Source organism: Nitrospirae bacterium YQR-1, from assembly GCA_039908095.1.
Classification (GTDB): domain Bacteria; phylum Nitrospirota; class Thermodesulfovibrionia; order Thermodesulfovibrionales; family Magnetobacteriaceae; genus Magnetomonas.
The window spans coordinates 1-2,783 of sequence record JAMOBJ010000059.1; the positions used below are offsets into that span (position 1 = coordinate 1).

Below are 2,783 nucleotides of genomic sequence, written 5' to 3' on the forward strand. Positions count from 1 at the left end.
AGCGGAGTGGGAATATGCGTGTCGTAACGGGGAGAAATCAGATAAATATAGTTGGGGCAATAACTTACCATCGGGGAATATTGCAGATGAGGCTTTAAAGGCAAAGTATCCGGATTGGAAGATATGGACGGGTTATAATGATGGTTATGTCTATACAGCACCGGTAGGGAGTTATAAAGTAAGTGAAGCAGGACTGTATGATATGAGCGGTAATGTATGGGAGTGGGTAGAGGATGTATATGCAGCAGATGCATATAGCAAGCATTCACGTAATAACCCTATATATACAGGAAGTGGCGAGCGCCGTGTGTATCGTGGTGGTGGCTGGAGCCGCAACCCGCAGAATGTGCGATGTTCCCTCCGGTACTACTACACCCCAGGCTTCCGGAACAACAGCGTAGGCTTCCGCCTCAAGTATGTTAAGTAACCTTTTGGGTTTTTACATTTTTACCTTTTGTAAAATTTTTTAGTTTTCTAAGTTTTTTAGTTTTTAAAAACTCCCAATGCGAAGCGGGGGAGTTTTATTATTTTTTTTAGTCTGTAGTCTGTAAATCTTTAATAGTACCTTTGCTGTGCAAAGGTTGAAAATATTTTTTTGGTTTTTATGTCAATTTTGTATATATACGTAGCCTAACAACCTATATATACACAAAAGCCAATTATTACATTATAATACGAAATGCCTTTACGGATTTTAACGATACCATTTGATGGAGAGAAGGAGTGTTTCTTTGATGATGAAGTGCATAAATTTTGTTTGAATAAGAAAGTAAAACGAACAGAAACCCATTTTTTTCAAAATAATAACAAAGCATACTGGACAATACTGATAGAATATGACGATATATTAGAAGAGGAGAAAAACAATCATCAAATAAACCTAAACGAACCTGAGAAACTTCTTTACCAAAGGTTCCGTGAATGGCGGAAAAACAAAGCAGAGAGTGATGGTGTACCTGTTTATATCGTAGCAACGAACAGTGAGGTTATGGAACTTATTAAAAAGACGCCTAAAACCCTTGAGATATTGAGGACAATAAGGGGTTTCGGTAAGAAAAAGATAGAAAAATACGGCAAAGAAATCGTTGAGATTATAAACAACTTCTATACTGAGAAAAATGAAAGAAAATTATCCAATCTATGAAAAATGGACGAAGGTTTTGGACTGGATACTGTCAACAGTTGAAAAATATCCCAAAAGTGTGCGTTTTACCTTGGCAACTAAGATAGCAAATATGGGTTTAGATGTTATGGAAAAAATAATTGAGGCTATATATACGAAAAGGAGGTTGTATATATTACGAAGCATTAACCTATATATAGAGAAACTCAGGATATTTTTTAGAATAAGCATGGAAAGACGGTACATTTCTATAAATCAATATGAACATATTACGAGAGAACTTAACGAAGTGGGAATGATGGTTGGAGGATGGTTAAAAGTTGAAGCGGACAGGAAATCTGTTTAATCCTATTACTGATTTCAGAAATTTGTACATAGCCTTTAAAAAAGCATTTAAAGGCACTAATAGAACTGAGGAGTGTTTGGCTTTCCATTTTAATATGGAAAAGGAACTATTACAACTCCAAAAAGAGTTAAAAGAAAAATCATATAAACCAGGCGAGTATAAGAATTTTAAAATTTACGAACCAAAAGAAAGAATAATATCCGTAGCACTTTTTAGAGACAGAGTGGTGCATCACGCAATAGTAAACATAATGGAGCCAGTTTATGAGAAAGTGTTTATATACAATTCATATGCCACAAGGAAAAACAAGGGAACTCATAAAGCAATTTTGAAGGCACAAATTTTTATAAGAACAAATAAATGGTTTCTCAAGGCTGATATTAGGAAATATTTTGAAAGTGTCAATCATGATATTCTGATAGATATAATAAAACAAAAAATAAAAGATAAAGATACTTTGGAATTACTTGAAACGATAATAAGAAACGGCGGTGTGGATGGCAGGGGGTTACCGATAGGAAATTTAACCAGCCAGTTTTTAGCAAATGTTTATCTTAATCCATTTGATTATTTTATAAAAGAAGAACTTGGGATAAAGCAGTACGTCAGGTATATGGATGATTTTGTTGTGTTTAGCGATAGTAAGGAATTTCTAAAAGATATACGGCGTGAGATGGAGAGTTATTTGGACAGAAGGCTTAAATTAGGACTAAAATATAATGCTTTGATTATAAACCAGCGGTTGAACGGGTTAAGTTTTCTTGGCGCAAGGATTTTCCCGAATATCCTAAAAATTAAAAAAGAAAGCCTGAAAAGATGTATGAGTAAGTTAAACCAAAAAACAAGAGAGTGGGAAAATGGCATATTGCCTGATGAACGTTTTATAATGAGTGTAAGCAGCATAAACGGGTATTTGTCTTTTTTCAATAGTTACATGTTAAGAAAGAGTATTTTTGAGGGCAAGTGTTGAAAAGTGGCGAGAACCGTGTTAATCGTGGTGGTAGCTGGAACAACAACCCGCAGAATGTGCGATGTTCCAACCGGAACAACAACACCCCAGACAACCGGAACAACAACATAGGCTTCCGCCTCAAGCACAGATTGATGGAGAACTAAAGCGTTTAAGGATGCTTTAGCAGTCATTAACTATCTGTACAAACACTTGTCCTGCACGGCATTATTGCCGTCAAAAAGCATAAGGGGTGGGTGGGGATAGTAGGTGCAAAAACCGAAATTTCCATACCATCGACAAACCCGTCCCTCTATTGATATAATAGTTTTTAGAAGTTTGACCGCATCCTTTTTCTTTAAATC

At 35.7% G+C, this 2,783-nt stretch carries 5 protein-coding genes; all 5 read left to right on the forward strand.

Annotated features, from left to right (window positions below):
- Window positions 1-427: formylglycine-generating enzyme family protein (locus tag H7844_15725; protein ID MEO5358729.1), on the forward strand; the 427-nt coding region annotated here is incomplete at its 5' end.
- A 330-nt stretch (window positions 428-757) separates the two neighbouring features.
- Window positions 758-1,144: an HRDC domain-containing protein gene (locus tag H7844_15730; GenBank protein MEO5358730.1), complete on the forward strand. Its 387-nt coding sequence runs from the start codon at window positions 758-760 to the stop codon at window positions 1,142-1,144.
- Window positions 1,119-1,469 carry a diversity-generating retroelement protein Avd gene (gene avd, locus H7844_15735; GenBank protein MEO5358731.1) on the forward strand — a complete coding sequence of 117 codons (351 nt, stop codon included), beginning with the start codon at window positions 1,119-1,121 and terminating at the stop codon, window positions 1,467-1,469. The genes H7844_15730 and avd overlap by 26 nt, the downstream gene beginning before the upstream one ends.
- A complete protein-coding gene (locus H7844_15740; GenBank protein ID MEO5358732.1) occupies window positions 1,444-2,439 on the forward strand; it encodes a reverse transcriptase domain-containing protein in 996 nt (331 codons plus the stop codon). Before avd ends, H7844_15740 begins: the two co-directional genes overlap by 26 nt.
- A gap of 56 nt (window positions 2,440-2,495) precedes the next feature.
- Window positions 2,496-2,585 carry a hypothetical protein gene (locus H7844_15745; protein MEO5358733.1) on the forward strand — a complete coding sequence of 30 codons (90 nt, stop codon included), beginning with the start codon at window positions 2,496-2,498 and terminating at the stop codon, window positions 2,583-2,585.
- Window positions 2,586-2,783: the final 198 nt, after the last annotated feature.